23 protein-coding genes are annotated in these 19,652 nt (G+C 69.2%); 15 read left to right on the forward strand and 8 right to left on the reverse strand.

What is annotated here, in order from left to right; genetic code table 11:
- The first annotated feature begins 16 nt into the window (after positions 1–16).
- The 6 genes from M3Q35_RS29755 to M3Q35_RS29780 all read left to right on the forward strand — a co-directional run bounded on the left by M3Q35_RS29755 (position 17) and on the right by M3Q35_RS29780 (position 5,613).
- Positions 17–1,387 carry a pentapeptide repeat-containing protein gene (locus M3Q35_RS29755; RefSeq protein WP_273935870.1) on the forward strand — a complete coding sequence of 457 codons (1,371 nt, stop codon included), beginning with the start codon at positions 17–19 and terminating at the stop codon, positions 1,385–1,387.
- Positions 1,384–2,037 (forward strand): endonuclease V, encoded by a 654-nt coding sequence (locus M3Q35_RS29760; protein WP_273935871.1) that lies wholly within the window; start codon positions 1,384–1,386, stop codon positions 2,035–2,037. Before M3Q35_RS29755 ends, M3Q35_RS29760 begins: the two co-directional genes overlap by 4 nt.
- Before the next feature lie 161 nt (positions 2,038–2,198).
- A complete protein-coding gene (gene sdhC, locus M3Q35_RS29765) occupies positions 2,199–2,642 on the forward strand; it encodes a succinate dehydrogenase, cytochrome b556 subunit (RefSeq protein WP_273935872.1) in 444 nt (147 codons plus the stop codon).
- 1 nt (position 2,643) lies between these two features.
- Positions 2,644–3,054, forward strand: a complete 411-nt coding sequence (locus M3Q35_RS29770; RefSeq protein ID WP_043721767.1) for a succinate dehydrogenase hydrophobic membrane anchor subunit — start codon at positions 2,644–2,646, stop codon at positions 3,052–3,054.
- 19 nt (positions 3,055–3,073) lie between these two features.
- A complete protein-coding gene (gene sdhA, locus M3Q35_RS29775; protein WP_273935873.1) occupies positions 3,074–4,828 on the forward strand; it encodes a succinate dehydrogenase flavoprotein subunit in 1,755 nt (584 codons plus the stop codon).
- Positions 4,828–5,613, forward strand: a complete 786-nt coding sequence (locus M3Q35_RS29780) for a succinate dehydrogenase iron-sulfur subunit (protein WP_273935874.1) — start codon at positions 4,828–4,830, stop codon at positions 5,611–5,613. The genes sdhA and M3Q35_RS29780 overlap by 1 nt, the downstream gene beginning before the upstream one ends.
- A 53-nt stretch (positions 5,614–5,666) precedes the next feature.
- Here the strand turns inward: M3Q35_RS29780 and M3Q35_RS29785 are convergent, their stop codons facing one another.
- Positions 5,667–6,083 carry a pyridoxamine 5'-phosphate oxidase family protein gene (locus tag M3Q35_RS29785; protein ID WP_273935875.1) on the reverse strand — a complete coding sequence of 139 codons (417 nt, stop codon included), beginning with the start codon at positions 6,081–6,083 and terminating at the stop codon, positions 5,667–5,669.
- A 25-nt stretch (positions 6,084–6,108) separates the two neighbouring features.
- On the reverse strand, positions 6,109–6,588 hold the full coding sequence (locus tag M3Q35_RS29790) for an Lrp/AsnC family transcriptional regulator (RefSeq protein ID WP_273935876.1): 480 nt from the start codon (positions 6,586–6,588) through the stop codon (positions 6,109–6,111).
- Between the two features lie 59 nt (positions 6,589–6,647).
- Between M3Q35_RS29790 and M3Q35_RS29795 the strand changes: the two genes are divergently transcribed.
- Positions 6,648–7,745, forward strand: a complete 1,098-nt coding sequence (locus M3Q35_RS29795) for a trans-sulfuration enzyme family protein (RefSeq protein WP_273935877.1) — start codon at positions 6,648–6,650, stop codon at positions 7,743–7,745.
- On the opposite strand, the gene M3Q35_RS29800 is transcribed toward M3Q35_RS29795, so the two are convergent.
- Complete coding sequence (locus tag M3Q35_RS29800) at positions 7,742–8,434, reverse strand: hypothetical protein (protein WP_273935878.1); 693 nt, start codon at positions 8,432–8,434, stop codon at positions 7,742–7,744. The genes M3Q35_RS29795 and M3Q35_RS29800 overlap by 4 nt on opposite strands.
- Before the next feature lie 470 nt (positions 8,435–8,904).
- Here M3Q35_RS29800 and M3Q35_RS29805 point away from each other — a divergent pair, with 470 nt between their 5' ends.
- The 4 genes from M3Q35_RS29805 to M3Q35_RS29820 all read left to right on the forward strand — a co-directional run bounded on the left by M3Q35_RS29805 (position 8,905) and on the right by M3Q35_RS29820 (position 11,038).
- Positions 8,905–9,225 carry a Scr1 family TA system antitoxin-like transcriptional regulator gene (locus M3Q35_RS29805; RefSeq protein WP_273935879.1) on the forward strand — a complete coding sequence of 107 codons (321 nt, stop codon included), beginning with the start codon at positions 8,905–8,907 and terminating at the stop codon, positions 9,223–9,225.
- Positions 9,226–9,242: 17 nt separating this feature from the next.
- Positions 9,243–9,437 carry a DUF397 domain-containing protein gene (locus M3Q35_RS29810; RefSeq protein WP_273935880.1) on the forward strand — a complete coding sequence of 65 codons (195 nt, stop codon included), beginning with the start codon at positions 9,243–9,245 and terminating at the stop codon, positions 9,435–9,437.
- 533 nt (positions 9,438–9,970) lie between these two features.
- Positions 9,971–10,837 carry a helix-turn-helix domain-containing protein gene (locus tag M3Q35_RS29815; protein WP_273935881.1) on the forward strand — a complete coding sequence of 289 codons (867 nt, stop codon included), beginning with the start codon at positions 9,971–9,973 and terminating at the stop codon, positions 10,835–10,837.
- 15 nt (positions 10,838–10,852) lie between these two features.
- Positions 10,853–11,038 carry a DUF397 domain-containing protein gene (locus M3Q35_RS29820; RefSeq protein ID WP_273935882.1) on the forward strand — a complete coding sequence of 62 codons (186 nt, stop codon included), beginning with the start codon at positions 10,853–10,855 and terminating at the stop codon, positions 11,036–11,038.
- Between the two features lie 50 nt (positions 11,039–11,088).
- Here the strand turns inward: M3Q35_RS29820 and M3Q35_RS29825 are convergent, their stop codons facing one another.
- Positions 11,089–12,450: a S8 family peptidase gene (locus M3Q35_RS29825; protein WP_273935883.1), complete on the reverse strand. Its 1,362-nt coding sequence runs from the start codon at positions 12,448–12,450 to the stop codon at positions 11,089–11,091.
- 87 nt (positions 12,451–12,537) lie between these two features.
- Positions 12,538–12,789, reverse strand: coding sequence for an SCO4848 family membrane protein (locus M3Q35_RS29830; protein ID WP_273935884.1), 252 nt, complete (start codon positions 12,787–12,789; stop codon positions 12,538–12,540).
- Positions 12,790–12,870: 81 nt separating this feature from the next.
- Between M3Q35_RS29830 and M3Q35_RS29835 the strand changes: the two genes are divergently transcribed.
- Genes M3Q35_RS29835 through M3Q35_RS29845 form a run of 3 tightly spaced genes read left to right on the forward strand, consistent with a single transcriptional unit; the run spans position 12,871 to position 17,187 of the window.
- Positions 12,871–14,181, forward strand: a complete 1,311-nt coding sequence (locus tag M3Q35_RS29835; protein WP_273935885.1) for a D-alanyl-D-alanine carboxypeptidase family protein — start codon at positions 12,871–12,873, stop codon at positions 14,179–14,181.
- A 56-nt stretch (positions 14,182–14,237) separates the two neighbouring features.
- Positions 14,238–16,064, forward strand: coding sequence for a hypothetical protein (locus tag M3Q35_RS29840; RefSeq protein WP_273935886.1), 1,827 nt, complete (start codon positions 14,238–14,240; stop codon positions 16,062–16,064).
- 13 nt (positions 16,065–16,077) lie between these two features.
- Positions 16,078–17,187, forward strand: coding sequence for a S53 family peptidase (locus M3Q35_RS29845; protein WP_273935887.1), 1,110 nt, complete (start codon positions 16,078–16,080; stop codon positions 17,185–17,187).
- Positions 17,188–17,192: 5 nt separating this feature from the next.
- Here the strand turns inward: M3Q35_RS29845 and yhjD are convergent, their stop codons facing one another.
- The 3 genes from yhjD to M3Q35_RS29860 form a co-directional block, all read right to left on the reverse strand.
- Complete coding sequence (gene yhjD, locus M3Q35_RS29850) at positions 17,193–18,212, reverse strand: inner membrane protein YhjD (protein WP_273935888.1); 1,020 nt, start codon at positions 18,210–18,212, stop codon at positions 17,193–17,195.
- 115 nt (positions 18,213–18,327) lie between these two features.
- Complete coding sequence (locus tag M3Q35_RS29855) at positions 18,328–18,663, reverse strand: hypothetical protein (RefSeq protein ID WP_273935889.1); 336 nt, start codon at positions 18,661–18,663, stop codon at positions 18,328–18,330.
- Positions 18,664–18,954: 291 nt separating this feature from the next.
- Positions 18,955–19,101 (reverse strand): LPXTG cell wall anchor domain-containing protein, encoded by a 147-nt coding sequence (locus M3Q35_RS29860; RefSeq protein ID WP_273935890.1) that lies wholly within the window; start codon positions 19,099–19,101, stop codon positions 18,955–18,957.
- Here M3Q35_RS29860 and M3Q35_RS29865 point away from each other — a divergent pair.
- The gene (locus tag M3Q35_RS29865) at positions 19,088–19,639 is read left to right on the forward strand and encodes a hypothetical protein (protein WP_273935891.1); all 552 of its coding nucleotides are present in this window, start codon (positions 19,088–19,090) and stop codon (positions 19,637–19,639) included. The genes M3Q35_RS29860 and M3Q35_RS29865 overlap by 14 nt on opposite strands.
- Positions 19,640–19,652 lie beyond the last annotated feature (13 nt).

Here is a 19,652-nt window from a genome sequence, read left to right on the forward strand (position 1 = left end):
ACAGTACGGTCAAAGGGTGAGTGACTGGCTGCCGGTCCGCTGGCCGGACGATGACGAAGCGGCGGTCGCGCTGGAGGACTGGCTCGACGACGGGGTCGGCGACTTCACGGGACTGGACCTGCGAGGGGCGGACCTGACGGGGGCGCCGCTGAGCGGGGCGGTGCTGCTGGGGGCGGACCTGCGGAACGTGGTGCTCAAGAAGGCGGAGCTGGACGGGGCGCAGCTGACCAGCGCGGATCTGCGGGGAGCGGATCTGGCGGAGGCGCAGTTGCAGGACGCGAACCTGGATGACGCGAACCTGGCCGACGCGACGCTGGAAGCAGCGAACCTGACCCGGGTGTCGGCGATCGGCGCGGTGTTCAAGGACGCGAACCTGCGCGGGGCGAACCTGACGGCGGCGATGCTGGACGACGTGGACCTGTCGGCGGCGAACCTGGCGGAAGCGGTGCTGGACGGGGCTTTCCTCCCCCGCCGGACCAAGCGGATCGAGCTGTACGCGGACGCCCCGACCAGGGACGACGAAGGCCGCCTGTGTCATCAGAACGAGCTGTTCACGGGCGAACTGGTCCGCGAGAACGGGGATCGTCTGCTGTCGCTGGAGACGTACCGGGACGGCATCAGGCAAACGGCCAAAACCTGGTACGACAGCGGGATCCTGCGCAGTGACGGGGAGAAACGCTGGCACCCCAACGGAATGCCGGCGCAGGACGGCAGCACGCACTGGGACGAGCGGGGCGAGCCGACGACCAGGGTCGAACGAGCCCAAACGATCGGCACAAGCCACCTGGTACACAACGGAAACACCCCGTTCACCGGCCAGCTCCGAGACGGCGACAAGATCACGTCGTACCGGGATGGCCAACCGGACGGCCCGTGGTGGTCACCGAACGCGGAAGGCCGGTACGAACAGGGCGTCCGCGTGGGCGAATGGCGGCGCTGGCACGCCAACGGCCGCCTCCGCGAGCTCACCGTCCACGACCTCAAAGGCGTCGTCACCAAGATCCAACGCTGGGACGCCAACGGTTTCCTCGAAGACGAGCGCGAGGTCCCGGCGGACGAGCCGCCGCTGCCCCGCATCGACCTCCAGGTCAGCACGGTCGAGTGGGACGACGGGGCACGGCTCAGACACGACGGCCACGCCTTCACCGGCGAGGCGGTGACCCACGGCTACAGCGGCGAGGTGACCTCGCTGGTCACCTACCGGTACGGCGTGGAGGACGGCCCGCAGCGCGAGTGGTTCGAGGACGGCACGCCCAAGTCGGAGCGGACGGTCCGCCGGGGCCTCCTGACCGGCGTCGCCAGGGACTGGCACCCGGACGGCCGCCTGGCCCGTGAGCGAGTCTTCGACGAACATGGCGACCTGGCCGCGGAGAGGCACTTCACATGAACTGGCCGTCGACCCCGGACGAGGCGGTAGCCCTCCAACTCGAGATGGCCCCGCTGGTCGACCCGAACCCGCCGGCCGGCTGGCAGCCACGGACCGCGGCCGGCCTCGACGTGGCCTACGACGGCGACAAGCTGTGCGCGGCGGTGGTCGTGGTCGACCTCACGTCACTCGAAACGGTGGATCAGGCCGTGGTGCCGGGCGTCACCGATTTCCCTTACGTGCCAGGCCTGTTTGCGTTCCGTGAGCTACCGGCGCTGATGAGCGCTCTCGAACGGCTGACGACGTCGCCCGATGTGCTGATCTGCGACGGCCAGGGCGTGGCCCATCCGCGCCGGTTCGGGCTGGCCAGCCACCTGGGCGTGGTCACCGGGCTGCCGTCGATCGGCGTGGCCAAGACCCCGATGGGCCGCTACGACCCGCCCGGACCGGACCGCGGCGACTGGACCGAGCTCAGGGACGGCGACGACGTGGTCGGCCGGGCGCTGCGCACACAGAAGGACGTGAAGCCCCTGTTCGTCTCGATCGGCCACCGGATCGATCTGGACACCGCGTGCGCGCGGGTGCTCGATCTCGCCCCGAAGTACCGCCAGCCGGAGACCACCCGCCGGGCCGACCAACTGTGCCGGCAGGCACTGGTACTTGATCGTTAAAGCGGCCTGGACCACACCGTTGTGTGTCTCATCGATCACAGACGGCCGGTCGCCGTTGGGCCAGCCGCAGGGCCCCGGTCTAGCATCCGGAGGGTCAAGGCCCCGTACGCACCAGCCACCTGGGGCCGCGCCCACCACTGACGCTGGAGGCCACGCGCACCATGGCCAGTACCACCGCCCCGCCAACGGGCGCAGCACCGGAAACAGGGGGCAGCAGCCGACGCGGTAGCACCGTCTACCGCGGCGATCTGGGCATGTGGTCCTGGGTGGCCCACCGGATCACCGGGGTGCTGACCTTCTTCTTCCTGTTCGCGCACGTGCTGGACACCGCGGTCGTTCGGGTCTCGCCGAACGCCTACGACAAGGTGATCGAGCTCTACAAGAACCCGCTGGTCAACCTGTTGGAGCTGGGCCTGGTCGCGGCGGTGCTCTACCACGCGCTCAACGGCGTCCGGATCATGCTGGTCGACTTCTGGGCCAAGGGCCCGCGGTTCCAGCGCCCGATGCTGTGGGCGATCATCGTGATCTGGGTGCTGGTGATGATCCCCGGCGCCTACTTCATGCTGCAGCGGACCGTCACTCAGCTTCTTGGTGGTGGCAACTGACATGAGCACCCTGAACATCTCGGCGCCGCGTAGCCCGCGCCGCCCGGCCGCCCGCCGCAGCAACTTCGAGCTCTACAGCTGGCTGTTCATGCGGCTGTCGGGCCTGCTGCTGATCGTGCTGGTGCTCGGGCACCTGTTCATCATGAACATCCTCGACGGCGGCGTGCACCGGATCAACTTCGCCTTCGTCGCCGGCCGCTGGTCCTCGCCGTTCTGGCAGTTCTGGGACCTGTCCATGCTGTGGCTGGCCGAGCTGCACGGCGGCAACGGCCTGCGCACCGTGATCAACGACTACGCGCGCAAGGACGCCACCCGGTTCTGGCTGAAGATCCTGCTGTACGTGTCCATGGCGCTGATCCTCGCGCTGGGCAGCTTCGTGATCTTCACCTTCGACCCGAACATCAGCGGCTGACCGCGGGAGAACGCCGGACATGCAGGTACACAAGTACGACGTGGTCATCGTCGGCGCCGGCGGCGCCGGGATGCGCGCGGCCATCGAGGCCGGCCAGCGCGTCCGCACCGCGGTGCTGACCAAGCTCTACCCCACCCGGTCCCACACCGGCGCGGCGCAGGGCGGCATGTGCGCCGCCCTCGCGAACGTCGAGGAGGACAACTGGGAGTGGCACACCTTCGACACGATCAAGGGCGGTGACTACCTCACCGACCAGGACGCCGCCGAGATCATGTGCAAGGAAGCCATCGACGCGGTCCTCGACCTGGAGAAGATGGGCCTGCCGTTCAACCGGACCCCCGAGGGCCGGATCGACCAGCGGCGCTTCGGCGGGCACACCCGCGACCACGGCAAGGCGGCCGTGCGGCGCGCGTGCTACGCGGCCGACCGCACCGGGCACATGATCCTGCAGACGCTGTACCAGAACTGCGTCAAGCACGGCATCGAGTTCTTCAACGAGTTCTACGTGCTCGACGTGTGCATGACCGAGACGGCCAACGGCCCGGTCTGCACCGGCGCGGTCGCACTGGAGCTGGCCACCGGCGAGATCCACGTGTTCCAGGCCAAGGCGGTCGTGTTCGCCACCGGCGGTTTCGGCAAGGTCTTCAAGACCACGTCCAACGCGCACACCCTGACCGGCGACGGCATGGGCATCATCTTCCGCAAGGGCCTGCCGCTGGAGGACATGGAGTTCTACCAGTTCCACCCGACGGGCCTGGCCGGCCTGGGCATCCTGCTCACCGAGGGGGCCCGCGGCGAGGGCGCGATCCTGCGCAACGCCGACGGCGAGCGGTTCATGGAGCGCTACGCCCCCACCATCAAGGACCTGGCGCCGCGCGACATCGTCGCCCGGTCCATGGTGCTGGAGGTGCTGGAGGGTCGCGGCGCCGGTCCGCACAAGGACTACGTGCTGCTGGACTGCACGCACCTCGGGGCCGAGGTGCTGGAGACCAAGCTGCCCGACATCACCGAGTTCGCCCGTACGTACCTGGGTGTGGACCCGGTGACCGAGCCGGTGCCGGTGTACCCGACCGCGCACTACGCGATGGGCGGCATCCCCACCAACATCCACGCCGAGGTGCTGCGGGACAACGACACCGTCGTCCCCGGCCTGTACGCCGCCGGCGAGTGCGCCTGCGTGTCCGTGCACGGCGCGAACCGGCTGGGCACCAACTCGCTGCTGGACATCAACGTGTTCGGCCGGCGGGCCGGTCTCGCCGCCGCCGAGTACGTCGCCACTGTGCACGACCACGTGGACCTGCCGGAGAACCCGGCCGCGCTGGTCGAGACGATGGTCGAGGGGCTGCGCACCTCCACCGGCGCCGAGCGCGTCGCCGACCTGCGGATCGCGTTGCAGAACACCATGGACGCCAACGCCGCCGTGTACCGCACCGAGGACACGCTCAAGCAGGCGCTGCACGACGTGCAGCAGCTCAAGGAGCGCTACGCCGACGTTGCCGTGCAGGACAAGGGCAAGCGGTTCAACACCGACCTGCTGGAGGCCGTCGAGCTCGGCTTCCTGTTGGAGCTGGCCGAGATCCTGGTGGTCGGCGCGCTGGCCCGCAAGGAGTCCCGTGGCGGGCACGCGCGGGAGGACTACCCGACGCGCGACGACACGAACTTCATGCGGCACACCATGGCGTACAAGCAGGGCGATGCCCTCTCCGCCGACATCCGTCTCGACTACAAGCCGGTGACCTTCACCCGGTACAAGCCGATGGAGCGCAAGTACTGATGACCGCGACCACCGAAACCGCGCCCTCGGGTTCCCGCGGCTCGCAGCCGCCGGTGCCGCCCGGCGCGGTCACCCTCACCGTGAAGATCCGGCGGTTCAACCCCGAGTTCGACGACGAGCCGCGTTGGCAGTCGTTCGAGGTGCCGGCGCTGCCCACCGACCGGGTGCTCAACGTCCTGCACTACATCAAGTGGTACGTCGACGGCTCGCTCACCTTCCGGCGCTCCTGCGCCCACGGTGTCTGCGGCTCCGATGCCATGCGCATCAACGGCGTCAACCGCCTGGCGTGCAAGGTGCTGGTGAAGGATCTGTTGGCCGGCAACGGAAAGCCGACCACCATCACCATGGAGCCGATCAAGGGTCTGCCGGTGCAGAAGGACCTGATCGTCGACATGGAGCCGTTCTTCGAGGCGTTCCGCGCGGTCAAGCCGTACCTGATGACCACCGGGCACGAGCCCACCCGTGAGCGCATCCAGTCGGCGGCCGACCGGGCCCGGTTCGACGACACCACCAAGTGCATCCTGTGCGCCTGCTGCACCACGTCGTGCCCGGTGTACTGGACCGAGGGCTCCTACTTCGGGCCCGCCGCCATCGTCAACGCACACCGGTTCATCTTCGACAGCCGGGACGAGGGCGCCGAGGAGCGGCTCGACATCCTCAACGACGTCGACGGGGTGTGGCGCTGCCGCACCACCTTCAACTGCACCGACGCCTGCCCCCGTGGCATCCAGGTGACCAAGGCCATCCAGGAGGTCAAGCGCGCCTTGCTGTTCAAGCGCGTCTGACCGGCAGACACGTCGGGGCCCCACTGCCACAAGCGGTGGGGCCCCGACGCGTTTCAGACCTGGTAGCTCAGATCCTCGGCCCGCAACGAATCCGGGACCACGCGGATCCACACCGTGCCGACGTCGTCGTGCAGGTACCGGCGGAATCTGTTGTCCCAGCGCGATTCCTCCGGCCCGAGGTACCGGCTCAGCTTCCGTCGCCCCCGGTCGACGTCGAACGGCACCACCTCGGCCCGGCCTCGGGCGATGACCTGGCGGACCAGGCCGGTCGGCGGATCGCACACATCCACCGTCAGAGCCAGCCGCGGGTTCGTCCGCACCCGGTCCAGCAGCCGCGCCCATGGCCCGGACAGGATCCAGAACACCCCGTCTTCCCAGAGGTACCAGGTCGGACGCACCGTCGGCCCGTCAGTGGCCACCCGTGCCGTCAGCGGCTGCGCCAGGAACTCGTCGACGTCGAAGTCGGTCATGCTGGCCAGTCTGCCCGGGGCTGCCTCAGCTGGAAGTGGTCGGTGGCAGCAGCGGCCCGCCCTCCCATTGCTGGAAGATCAAGGTGGTGTGCACGAGGGCGACCTCGGGCCGGGCGGTGAACTGGTCGAGCACGAGGCGCTGAAGGTCGGAAGCGCCGGCGGCGGCGACGTGGACCATGAAGTCGTCGGCCCCGGTGAGGTGGAAGACGGCGCGGGTCTCGGGCTGCTCGAGGGCGTGCTTGACGAAGGGCTCCAACACACCGCGATGGGGCTGCACGCGGATGAAGAGCAAGGCCTGGAGAGGCCGACCGAGGGCGGAGGCGTCGACGCGAAGGGCGGTGCCGAGGATGACGCCGGTGGAGCGCAGCCGAGCGACCCGATCGAGGCAGGTGGACGGGGCGATGCCGACCGCGGCGGCGAGCTCCTTGTTGGTGGTCCGGGCGTCGTTCTGCAACTCCCGCAGAATGGCGAGATCAACCGGATCCAGACGCACGTCAGAAGCCATGAGCCGAATTTAGTACGGAATTGGAAGCAAAGCACCGTGACCTGCCCAGGATGAACGGCATGGAGCTGAACACCAGGGCAGTGCACGCCGGCCGCGAGGACCTGACGGAGCTGGGGCTGCACGCGGTCCCGATCGACCTCTCCACGACCTACCCCTCCCGCGACAGCCACGAGGAGGCCTCACGCCTCGAACGGGCGGCGAGCGGCGAGGACCTGGGCGGCAGCCCGATCTACGGCCGCGTCGGCAACCCGACGGTGGCCCGCTTCGAACGGGCGCTGGCCGACCTGGAAGGCGCGGAGTCGGCGGTGGCCTTCGCGACCGGCATGGCGGCCCTGAGCGCGTGCCTGCTGGCCGTTGCGGCGCAAGGGAAACGGCACATCGTCGCGGTCCGCCCGCTCTACGGCACCAGCGACCATCTGCTCGGCTCGGGCCTGCTCGGCACCGACGTCACCTGGTCGACGGCCGAGGACGTCAAACTCCACCTCAGGGACGAAACCGGCCTGGTGATCGTCGAGTCGCCGGCCAACCCGACACTGTCCGAAGTGGACATCCGGGCCATCGACGTCGACGTGCCGGTGCTGGTGGACAACACCTTCGCCACGCCGGTGCTGCAACGGCCAATCGAGCTGGGCGCGAACATCGTGCTGCACAGCGCGACCAAGTACCTCGGCGGCCACGGCGACGTGCTGGGCGGAGTCGTGGCCTGCGACGAGGAGTTCGCCCGCCGCCTGCGCACGATCCGCATGGCCACCGGCGGCATCCTGCACCCGCTGGCCGGATACCTGTTGCTACGCGGCCTGTCCACGCTCCCGATCCGCATCACCCGCGCCGCCGAGACCGCCGCCGAACTGGCCCGACGGCTGGAGAGCCACCCCGGCGTCAGCAAGGTCTACCGGCCGGAGATCGGCGGCCCGATGGTGTCGTTCGACGTCGTCGGCGACCCGCACGCGGTGATCGCCGCGGTCCGGCTGGTCACGCCGGCGGTCAGCCTGGGCAGTGTCGACACGCTGATCCAGCACCCCGGCTCGCTGAGCCACCACATCGTCGCCGAGGACGACCGGCGCGGCGCCGGCATCAGCGACCGGCTGCTGCGCATGTCGGTCGGCCTTGAAGACGTCGAGGACCTCTGGGCCGACCTGGACCAGGCACTGAGCTAGTTGCGCACGGCCACCGCGGGGTCGAGGCGCTGTTCCGGCACGAACGGGAACAGCGCCCTCGTGCCGTGGGCCTCCTCGCGGCAGGCCGACGCCTCGTGCGTGACGACCTCCAGCCGGCTGATGGCCAGCACCAGGAAGGTCAGGTCGGGCAGCGCCCGCACCACCGGCAGCCGGTCGGCCTGCGGGTCGCGGGCCAGCGACCGGGCCAGCAGGATGTCCTGCTGCGGACCGAGATAGCAGCGCTCGATGAGGTGTTGCAACCGCTCGCTGTCGCGCTCGAGGCGGGCGGCCAGCCGGCCGAGTTCGGCGATCTTGCGGTCGACCGAGCGCAGCAGACGACGGCGTTCGGCGTCAGCGGCCAATACGACCCGGCCGAGCTCGGCGGTGCCGACGGACGGGGAGCGGTCGAGCTGTCGACGAGCCTGGGCCGCGGTCAGCAGCTGTGAGCCGATCTTGCGCGGCCGGGACTCGGTCTCGACGGCCCGCCGGCACAGCCGCTCGATGGCGTAGCCAAGGCGCATGCCGTGATCCACGGTCCGGGCGACGCGGCGATGCCAGCGCCCGACGACCCGGGTGGCCTTGCGCAGCCCGCGGAACTCCAGCGCCAGCTCACTCTCGATGGTGATCTTCGCGGCCCGCACGGGGTGGATCAGGCGGAAGATCAGAGGTGACCGCTCGACAGTGCTCATCTCAGCTCATCCTCTCGGGAGTAGGCCGGGACTCAGGGGTAGAGTGCGGCAGGAAAGCGCACAGCGCAATGCCACCGTGCAATTGCATGCCTGGATTGCTTGCCACGGTCACCCCGATGGCCTAGCGTGGCGCCACGCGCCTCCAGCGGCTACGCGGGCAAGGTGGTTCAGGAGGCGGAGTGACCATTTCCGGCAGATTTCGAGACGACAAGCCGCCGCCTCGACCACGAACCGCCTCAGGCTGGACGTCGAGCGGTGACTCACCGGCACGACACGACGGCCGGAGTGCTCCCCGTCCAAGGTCGCCCGGCTGGAGAACGGCCAAGGCTCGGCCACGCTGCTCACCCTGTGCAAGGCGCGAGCCTTGCAGCCATCGACAGTCGTATTTCACCGTAAGCCGACAACAACCGCACCCGGCGCGGCCAGTTGGCCCATATGCCGATCGGCATTGCGATGATCGCAGTACTCGCATGTCACCGCCCCGGAAACACAATGCGGAAGCAACCGGAGACCCGACCGACTTCGCCGAACACGATGGGGTAGATCTAAGGATCTTCCCATACTCGACCGGCTACAGTCTTGACATCCAGTGCAACTACGCGATCTTCACCTTGGACAACGACATCGACCAGGACACCGTCTACCAGGACCTGAGCGGTGGAGACCGGTTCTCAGCACAGGAGGCCGAGGTGAAGAAGTACCAGAGCATCTTCACGAATCTGTTGTCGCGGTGCCCGGACCACAAGTCCTCACCCGACCTGATCGGGAAGGTGATGAGAACCAACTATTAGTGAAAGCCATAAAACATATGGAAATCGCGTTCGTCAAGAGCAGCTTCTGCCATGACGGCGGGTGCGTCGAAGCGGCTGCTCTACCGTTGGGCTACGTCGTGTTGCGGGACAGCAAGGACCCCGAGGGGCCGGCGCTGGTTTTCAGCCATGAGGAGTGGGCGGCCTTCGTGGCCGGCGTCCGCAACGGTGAGTTCAACTTTTCACCGCGATGAGTTCGACGCCTGAAAGGTGAATACCGAGGCACGGGAAGCGGGGACTTCCCGTGCCTCGTTTTACCTGGCGCGGACCCACGTTCAGAGTCGAGCGGCGATGAGCCGCGAGCAGGGGCGGTCAGCCCCGAGCAATCCATCGACATTCACCGGGCAGCGATTGTTCCGCACCGGCCGTCGCGCGCGTAACCGGTCGACGGACCGGCCCCCGTCACCGCCACCCGACGCGGTGGGCCACCCCCGATCCACGTACGGCGACCGGACGGCTGGACGGGCGGCGGGCCGGCCTCACTCTCGATGGTGATTTTGCCGGCCCACCGGCCGATGGGCCGAACGGAAGATCGGCGGAGTTCGCCGTGGGGCCACCGGCCCACCGACACCGGGGTCGGGGGTACAGTTCGTCACGAACGCGCACAGTGCAAAGCCACCGTGCAATTGCACGGGTGGATTGCTTGCCACGGTCACCCCGATGGCCTAGCGTGGCGCCACGCGCCTCCAGTGGCTACGCGGGCATGGTGGTTTCAGGAGGTGTATGGATGCCCCCTTCTCAGGGACCGTTGATCCCGCGCCGCCGCCTCGGCCACGAGTTGCGCAAGCTCCGCGAGGCCGCCGGGCTGCAACTCGTCGACGCCGCGCGTCGCCTGGAGTGCTCCCCCTCGAAGGTCAGCCGGCTGGAGAACGGCCAGGGCCTGCCCAAGCTGCGTGACGTCCGCGACCTGCTCGACCTGTACGAGGTCCGCGACCACCGGCTGCGCACCCGGCTGCAGGGCCTGGCCACGGCCAGCCAGGACGAGGGTTGGTGGTCGGACCACCCCGAGGCCTGGCCGCCCAATCTGGGCAGCTACATCTCGCTCGAATCGGCCGCCAGCGAGATGCTCTCGTTCAGCGGCTTCGGAATCTACGGTCTCGCCCAGATACCGAAATACTGCTGGGAAGTGTTCAGAAACAACTTCCCGGACGCCCCGGACAGCGAGATCGACCAACTGGTCGAAATCCGCGGCCGACGGCAGCGCTACGTCCTCAACCGGCTGGGCGAGCTGAAGATCACTGCGGTGATCGACGAATGCGCTCTGCATCGGGTGGTTGACTCTGCGGACACGATGCGCAAGCAACTGGACAATCTGATCGACTTCGCCGAACACGATGGGGTGGATCTGAGAATCTTCCCATACTCGACCGGCTACAGTCTTGGCATCCAGTGCAACTATGTGATCTTCACCTTTGACAACGACACCGACCAGGACACCGTCTACCAGGAACTGAGCGGTGGAGACCGGTTCTCAGCACAGGAGACCGAGGTGAAGAAATACCGAAACATCTTCACGAATCTGTTGTCGCGGTGCCCGGACCACAAGTCCTCACTCGACCTGATTGAGAAGGTGAAAAGAACCAACTATGAGTGAGAGATAACACGATCCATGGACATCATCTTCAAGAAGAGCAGCTTCTGCCAGGACGGCTCGTGCGTCGAGGTTGCTGCTCTGCCGTCGGGCGACATCGCACTGCGTGACGCCAAGGACCCGAGCCTGCCGGCTCACGTTTTCAACAAGGCCGAATGGGCGGCTTTTGTCGCCGGCGTCCGCAACGGTGAGTTCGACTTCTGAGACTTTGCCGCGGGCACGGGAAGCGGGGACTTCCCGTGCCCATCTGCCACTCAGTGCTGCACGGCGGCCAGGGCATTGACCAGCCCGTGCCCGTAATACGTGTTGTTCCCGGCCGGCCCGGTGCAGGTCGGCGTGGCGGCCGGGCAGGCGACGGGCGTCGCCTCGGCCCGGAGCAGGCCCCGCAGCTGCGCGGGCGAGGCCCACGGATGCGTGCTGGCCAGCAGCGCCGTCACCCCGACCGCGTGCGGTGACGCCATCGACGTGCCGCACATGCTGCCGTAGCCACCGCCGGGCAGCGTGGACAGCGGGCACGCGGGCCCGGCGCCGGCCGGCGGAACCTGCTTCCCGTCACCGCCCGGAGCGGTCACATCGACCTTGCCCCAGTCGCTGTAGCTCGACTTGGTGCCGTTGTAGCCAACGGCCGTCACGGAAACGACGTCCGGCAGCCCGGCCGGCAGCACGGCGCAGTTGCGGTCCACCGGGTTCTGCTTGCGCACGGTGTCGTGATCCGGATTGGCGATGTCCATCGCCTCGTTGCCGGCGGCGGCCACGTTGAGCACGCCACGGCCGGTGGAGTACGCCACCGCGCGCCGGATCGCCTCGTAGGCCGCGGCGTCGCCGGGCTTGTTGCGGCAGAAGTAGAAGCCCGGGTCAACGAAGTAGCTGTTGTTGGTCACGGTGAAGTGGTGCCGGCCGGCCCACATGAAGCCGCACACCGCCGACTCCGGGAAGATGAAGCCGTCGTCGCTGACCACCTTCACCGAGGCCAGCCGCACGCCGGGCGCGATGCCGGTGACGCCGTTGCCGTCGTCGGCCGCGGCGATCGTGCCGGCCACGTGCGTGCCGTGCGGGATGGTCGTCGGCGACCAGGCCGCCACCGACGGGTCGGCCTTGCCGGTCACGCAGCCGGCGGAGTCAGCCGGGTCGATGGACTTGGCGAACTCCGGGTGGGTCGGGTCGACGCCGGAGTCGAGCACGCCGACCAGCACCCGCCGGCTGCCCTCGTTGACCTTGTTGGCCTGCTTGGCCTTGATCAGGTCCATGTCCCACTGCTCACCGCTGCGGTCGACGGCCGGCAGCGCCGCCTCCAGCGAACGGGAACTCAGGGTGGCCGCCGGCACGTCCTTGCGGCCGCTGTAGGCCCGGAACTGGCCGAGCTTGTCGGCGAAGTCGGGGGCGGCCGAGGTGGCCACCGCGACGCCGATCTCCGGGTAGTACTCGACGAGGGCGCCGCAGTCGAGCCGCAGCTCGGCCTCGGCGGCGAACCGGGGCACGCCCGGCGTGTAGAGCACCACGTAGGTGTAGGTGGTGCCGGTGGCGGTGCAGTGATGGTCCGGGGCGGCGGACGCGATCGGCGCCAGCCCGACCAGGGCTGCTCCGGCGGCGATCAGCAGCGTCAGCAGACGTCTCATTCGCCGGAACGTAGCAATACGGACACGAGTCGGCCCGACAGTGCGAACGTTCACAATTGCCAGCGCGCGGGCAACCCTTGAGCCGCCTCACCCAGGGTGAGCGACCTCGGCCGGCCGCCGGGACGCGACAAGGCCGCGCACGCCGAACAGGCCGATGATCGTCCCGAACGCGAGGGAGATGATCGCCAGTGTGAGGTGGACGTAGAAGAAAGCCGTGGCCGAACCGGCCACGAAGGCTCGAGGGTCCTGCGCCACGTTGATCACCAGCGTCACCCAGATGAACCAGCTCCACACCCCGAACAGGAGCAGGAACACCGACTTGCCACGGGTCAGCTTCACGTCCGCAGTATCCGCCCTGGCCGGGATCGGGTAACCCACGGGTCCAACCGGTCACACCGCGTAAGGCACTAGCCTGCGAGGGTGCCTCTCCCAGCTCGACGGCCCGCAGCCGCCCTGGTCATGGCCCTGGCCTCCGTGGTCACCGCCATGTTCGTAGCGACGGGCGCTGCTGCGGCCACCACCACCAGCACGACGGCGTCGTCCACCACCAGCGCCGTGCCGAGCGAGTGCACGAACAAGCAGTCGCCACCGGCCGCCGAGGACGACGCGGAACAGCCCGCACCCGGCTCGGCCGCGCCGACGCCGCTGCCGGTGCCGGCCGACCCGGTTGGCGGTGACCAGCTCGGCAAGTGCGGCTTCGTGCTGCCGCCGGACGCCGCCACCGCGCCCCCGTCCGAGGTCAACGCCGCCTCCTGGGTGCTGGCCGACCTGGACACCGGCGCCGTGCTCGCGGCCAAGGACCCGCACGCCCGGCAGCGCCCGGCTGCCCTGATCAAGGTGCTGCTGGCCATGGTGGCGTTGCAGGACCTCAAGCCCAGCACGCCGGTGCTGATCACGCAGGAGGACGTGGACGCGGCCAACGGCTACTCGGCCATCGGCGTGCAGGCCGGGGCCAAGTTCACCGCGGCCCAGCTGGTCGAGGCCATGCTGCTCAAGCCGGGCAACGACGTGCCGCACGCGCTGGCCCGTGCCCTCGGCGGCATCCCGAAGACGCTGGACCTGATGAACGCCGCAGCCAAGCAGATGGGCGCGCTCGACACCCGGGTGGCCACGCCCGGCGGCCTTGACGGCCCCGGCATGAGCACCTCCGCGTACGACATGGCGGTGATCTACCGGCACGCCATGCAGCAGCAGTCGTTCGCCGACGCCGCCGGCGTCAAGTCGGTGAACCTGAGCGGCCTGGTCGTGAAGAACGCCGACCAGCTGCTGACCACGTACACCGGCGCGATCACCGGCATCACCAGCAACACCACCGACGCGCACTTCACGAACCTGTCCTCGGCGGCCAAGAACGGGCACCGGCTGGTGGCCGTGCTGCTGCGCGGCGAGCAGCAGCAGTACGCCATGTACCGGCAGAGCTCGAAGCTGCTGGACTGGGGCTTCGGGCTGACCGCGGCCAACGCGCACGCCGTCGGCCAGCTGGTCGACCAGGCCCCGCCGGTGAAGCCGTCGGCCTCGGCCACGTCGTCGACGACCGACACCACGGACTCCACCGGGGTGCAGACCGCGGCCGACAAGAGCCCGATGTACCAGGCGTTCGGCAATGTCGGCATGCCGCTGACCATCGTGGCCGGCGTGGTCGTGCTGGGCTTCGCCGTGATGGTGCTGCGCAAGCGCCGGGCCAAGGCGGCCCGGGCCCGCCGGCTCGCGGCCCAGGCCAACAACGGTTAGGTAACGAGCTTCGCTCGGGTTGCAACGCGGCAGGGTGGCTCCGACCAACCAGCTGTGTGAAAACCCCGTATCTGCTCGGCGCGGTGACCACCGCCGCGGCCGTGGCCCTCGGGTCACCGGCCGTGGCGCACGCCGCCGGCCCACAGCACGCCATTCCACAGGACGTCCTACTGCCGACCGGCGACCACGTGCTGGTCACCGGGGACACCGTCGTGGTGGTTCCCCGGCCGGGGATCGGCTACCTCCGCGAGAAGATCAACGGCGACACGTACGTGGTGCCGACCGATGCCCTCGGCCACGGCGATCCGGCCCGGTTCGACGTGACGGCGCTGGCTCACGGCGTCGCCCCGACGACGGCCGCTCACCCGAACTTCCCGATGCACACGGTCACGCTGGATGTGCTCGGCGCCGACGGCCGGCCTGCCGCTGCCGCGCTGAACGTGGTCAACCTCGACAACATGCGGCTCTATCAGGGCTTTCCGTTCGCCGAGGACGGTCAGGCGCGGATCAGCGTGCCCAGCGGGCACTACGGCTTGACCACCTACGTGCCCAGCCGGGACGGCGACAAGGTGACCGAGCTGCGGGTGCTCAGTGGGGTCATCACCGTCGACGGTGACCAGACGGTCACGCTGGACGCCCGCGCCGCCACCGCGCCGGTCTCGGTGCAGACCCCACGGCCGGCTCAGCTGACCGACCTGGCTGTGCACAGCGCCTGGCGCGACGCCACCAAGCTGGGCTGGCTGGAGAGCGAGTTCGACACGCCGAACGTGCCGGTGCTGCTGACTCCCGATGCCGCGCCGCCGGTCGGCGAGCGGCTGATCCACATCACCGCGCACCTGGAAGCCACCGACTACACGTACGACCTGGCGTTCCGGGAATCCGGGGCCATACCGGCGGACCAGCGGCACCGTGTGACCGCCGACCAGCTACAGACCTTGCACGCCAACTACTTCGGCCACCTCAATGCCGGTATCGCCCGTGCGATCTGGGCGGTGGGCATGGATCTGCCCAACCAGACACTGCATCCGGTCGCCGCTCCCTTGCACCGCACCGAATACGTCGGCGGGGCGTCGGATCTCATCGCCGTCGATGTGGTGGTGGCCGACGCCGTCAAGCTCACCGGGATCGACTTCGACGGGCCGCGCGCGGTCCAGCCCGGCCACACGCGTACCGCCGACTGGCTGCGGGAACCGCTGACTCCGGGCCTGCTCCAGCCGACCCCGGTGATCACCAACCCGACCACGCCGGCGGCGTCCATCTGGGGCTGGGGCTGCGCCGACTGCCGCACCGGGGACACGCTCGGCATCAGCGTGCAGACGGCCAACGACAGCGATCCCGGGCACGCAATTGCCTTGGAGGACAAGGACATCACGTCCTCGCACCTCGTGCTCAGCTCAAACGGCAAGGTGTACGCCGACACACAGTCGTCCACCACCGGCCCGGTGACGGTGCCGGCCGCCGAGGCCGTGTACCACCTGGTCTACGACACCACGGTGAACCCGGAGTGGTTGGGGCACAGCACAACCAGCCACACCGAGTGGACGTTCAAGTCGGGGCATTCCGGCACTCGAACCGTGCCGGCCAACTGGAGCTGCGACAACATCGGCAGCGTGGACCAGTGCTCGGCACTGCCGCTGCTCGACGTCCGCTACAACCTGGACGACAAGACGGTCATCTTCGCCCACGCCCCGGCCGCCGCCGCGAGCCCGATCACCAAGGCCACCGCCGCGATCTCGTACGACGGCAAGGCCTGGCATTCCGTCCCGCTGATCTCGTTGGGCGACGGCAAGTTCCGGGCGCTGCGGCTGGGACAGCCCAAGGCGCTCAAGGTGAGCGCGACCGACGCCGCCGGAAATTCCTTGCAGCAGACCGTTTCGTACTGACAGGAGCCGTCCCATGCTTCGAGCACTGGCCATGGCCGCGGTCCTGTTGACCGCGGTCGCGACCCCGGCGATCGCCAAGCCCGCCCTGCCGTCCTGCGCGTCGAATCCCGGGCCGAACACCGCCCGCTGCCTCAGCGTCGCCCAAACCGCCGCCGACACCGGACACGGCGCCGACGACCTACGCGCCGCGTACAACCTGCCGGCGACCGGCGGCGGCGGGCAGACCATCGCCATCGTTGACGCGTATGACAATCCCAACGCTGAAAGCGATCTGGCCGTCTACCGCAGCCGTTACGGCTTACCGCCGTGCACGACGGCCAACGGCTGCTTCCGCAAGGTCAACCAGCGCGGCCAGACCACTCCCCTGCCGGCCGGAAATCCGGGCTGGGGCCTGGAAATCGCGCTGGACCTGGACATGGCGTCGACGGCCTGCCCGGCGTGCCACATCCTGCTGGTGGAGGGCGACGATCCGCTGGACGCCAATCTCGCCGCCTCGGTCAACACGGCCGTCGCGCAGGGGGCGACCGTGGTGTCCAACAGCTATGGCCTGGACGAACACGGCAGCATGAGCAAAGTGGCCGCCGCGTACGACCAGCCGGGCGTGCCGATCGTGGCCAGCAGCGGCGACTCCGGTTTCAGGACGGCCGAGTTCCCGGCCGTGCTGTCGTCGGTGATCGCCGTCGGCGGGACCACGCTGACCCGCGCCGACAACGCCCGCGGCTGGACCGAGACGGCGTGGAGTTCGGCCGGCAGCGGCTGCTCGGCGTGGGTGGCCAAGCCGGCGTGGCAGCACGACACCAACTGCGGCATGCGGACCATCGCGGACGTCTCGGCGGTGGCCGACAAACTGGCCGTCCACGACACCTACCAGGTGCCGGGCTGGGTGACGATCGGCGGCACCAGCGCCTCGGCCCCGTTCATCGCCGGCATCATCGCGCTGGCCGGCAACGCGTCGCAGGTGCATGACGCGTCGTACCTCTACGCGCACGCCGATGCGCTGTACGACGTGGTCGACGGACACACCGAGGGCATGGACTGCGGCGGTGACTACCTGTGCAACGGCCGGCCGGGCTACGACGCCCCGACCGGCCTCGGCACGCCGAACGGCATCGGCGCCTTCTGACGGACTCAGCGCCGGCGCAGCAGCCTGGTCAGCGTCACGCCGATCAGCGCGCCGGCGCTGATCAGGCCGGCCGTCAGGACACCGTCCGGGCGGCCGGCCACGTGCACCGTCGGCCGGATCAGCACCGGCTGCGGCGGCAGCACCGGGTCGGCCGAGCGAGCCATGTTCTCCCGGGCGGTGGCCGTCCACGCGGTGATGAAGACCAGGAACCGCGACACCAGGTTGATGAACACCAGCAGACCGAGCAGCGTGCCGAAGACCGAGCCGGACGGCGAGTCCTTGATCGTCTGAAGGTAGATGTTGCCAACCTGCTTGAGCACCTCGAAGCCGATCGCGCCGGTGATCGCGCCGCGGATCGCGCTGCGCCAGCCGACGTGGAAACGCGGCAGGCTGGTCAGCACCCACAGGAACACCAGCCAGTTGGCCACCAGGCCCAGCACGATGGCGGCCAGCGACAGCAGGAGCTCGGCCCAGCCGGTCTGTCGCAGGCCCAGCCACTCCAGCACGAGACCGCCCAGCGCCGAGCCGGCCGCGGTGATGCCGAACGAGATGACCAGGGCCAGGCCGAGGCCGATCAGCGTGAGCAGGTCCTTGACCGCGGTGATCAGGAACGGCAGTTCCGGGCGCTCACGGGTCCACTGGGCGGTGAGGGCGTCACGGAGGCTGGTCATCCAGCCCAGGCCCGAGTAGAGGGCGGCCAGCAGACCGAAGATGCCGACCGTGCTGCGTGAGTCGATCAGCTTGCCGACGATGGTGTTGACCTGCTCGCCGAGCGCGCCCGGCACCGCCGCGGCGATGCCGCCGCGGATCTGGTTCAGCAGGTCCATGTTGCCGGCCAGGACAAATCCGGCCACCGAGAACCCCAGCATGAGCAGGGGGATCAGGGACAGGACGCTGTAGTAGGTGATCGCCGCGGCGTAGTGGTCGCCGTACCGCTCGGTGTACCGCGACCCGGCCCGCACCAGGTGGTCGAGCCACGCATGCCGCTTGCGCAGCCGGGTCAGCAGGGATTCCTTCTCCGCCACCCGCTTACGGTAACGGTGCGTGCAGGCGGTCGCAGAGCGTCGAACTACTCAAGTTCGAGGCTGTGAACGCGCCGTTCCAAAACTCCGAGTAGAGGAATGGTCCGTTCCGAACGGATCAGAGCTGGCTCGGGGTGGGCAGCGGGGCCGGCGGCACGCTCTTGGCGGCAGCGGCGGCGCTCTCCTCGACGACCGCCTTGGCCGCCGCGGCGGCGGCCTTGGCCTCACGGGCCAGGCGGTGGCGGTGGCGCAGCAGGCCGGCGATCAGGCCGCCGAAGCCCAGCAGGATGGCGATCAGGGCGACGCCGTCCAGGGTGACCGGCACCCGGCTCTCGACCGGGGCGTCGGTCTCGGTGGCGGCCGCGGCCAGCCCGGCGGTCAGCAGCATGGTGGCCGGCAGCAGGCAGGCGGCAGTCAGGGTGGAACGCGTGAGGTGCCGAACCTGGTTACGCAAGGCAGCGTCTCCCGACAGTGAGGTCGCCCCGAAAGAGTGAACACGAGGGTATCCGTCGTTCGGAAAACTACCGAACGTGTCAACCCCACCCGTTCCGGGGACTGTGCGGTCCATCACGAGGAGCGAGAATAACCGCGCAGGTCGGCCCGCCCGGCGGCGGGTCCCACAAGATCAGGACCTGCGCTTACGGGCTCACCGGCCCCCGTCGGGGCCGTCGATCATGCGCCTTCGGGCAAGTGTGACGTGCCGTACGTCGCAGGGCGCCCCGGGCGGGCGAGGCGCCCCTACGACTCAGCTACGGGCCTTCGGAGTCCGACGGACCAACAGCATCAGGCCGCCACCGACGATGAGCAGCATGCCGATGCCGATCAACATGCCGGTGTCCGCGTTCGTGCCCGTGTAGGCCAGCTGCGGGGTGCCCGGCGTGGTGGTCGTCACCGGCGGCGTGGTCGACGACGACCGCGAGGGGCTGGTCGTGGTCGTCGTCCCCGTCGTGGACGTGGTCGTCGACGGCGTCGTCGTGGTGGTCGTCGTCGATGTCGTGGTCGACGGCGTCGTGGTGGTGGTCGTCGTGGTGGTGGACGACGTGGTGGTCGTCGTGTACGTCGTCGTCGTGGTGGACGGCGTCGTCGTTGTCGTGCACGGCGTGGTCGTCGTCGACCGGGTGGTCGTCGGCGGCGTGGTCGACGTGCACGGCGGCAGGCCGCGGCCGTTGTCCTTCGGCACACACGTGGCCGGCGGCGTGGTGGTCTGGCAGGACGGCGGGTTGCCCCGGCCGGTCCGCTCACACGGCGGGTTGCCGCGATCGGCGTCGCCACCCTGGGGGTGGCCGCGCTGGTGGTCGACGGCCGCGTGGATGGCCGGGCCGATATCGCTCGGTGTCGCGGCCAACGCGGCCCCGGCACCAGCGATGATCGTCCCGGCCACCATCACGGCCAGCGGGAACGCGAGCGCTCTTCTGTTGCGCACGGGATAGTCCTTCCGAGGCC

The organism is Kutzneria chonburiensis, from assembly GCF_028622115.1.
Classification (GTDB): domain Bacteria; phylum Actinomycetota; class Actinomycetes; order Mycobacteriales; family Pseudonocardiaceae; genus Kutzneria; species Kutzneria chonburiensis.